The organism is Paraburkholderia sp. SIMBA_054 (assembly GCF_046534875.1).
In the GTDB taxonomy this organism is placed as follows: domain Bacteria; phylum Pseudomonadota; class Gammaproteobacteria; order Burkholderiales; family Burkholderiaceae; genus Paraburkholderia; species Paraburkholderia hospita.
Genome location: NZ_JAWRXV010000742.1, coordinates 1 through 273 on the forward strand (window position 1 = coordinate 1; position 273 = coordinate 273).

The 273-nt window shown below is 69.2% G+C and carries 1 protein-coding gene; it reads left to right on the top strand.

The genetic code is table 11. From position 1 onward, the window contains the following. The coding region (locus tag SB822_RS57070) for a hypothetical protein (protein ID WP_410859103.1) at positions 1 to 273 on the top strand (273 nt) is incomplete at both ends.

Below are 273 nucleotides of genomic sequence, written 5' to 3' on the forward strand. Positions count from 1 at the left end.
CATCTGGTCTACCTGGCCGAGTGCATGCGTCAGGACGAGCGACGCCAATTCACGGTCGCCACGGGGATTGTGTTCGAACCGAGCATCGCAGCGCAGTGGCTGATCAACACCGCGGCCAGGAGTGGAGCCTTTGCGGTCACGATCCTGCGCGCGGACGGGCTGCCCGCGGCGGCCGGTGGCTTCGAGCCTGTCGCCCCCGGCGTCTGGCAGTCCTGGATGGCCGGCTCCGAGGAGGGCTGGGCCGAGCAGTGGCGCAGCCTGACCAAGGCCACT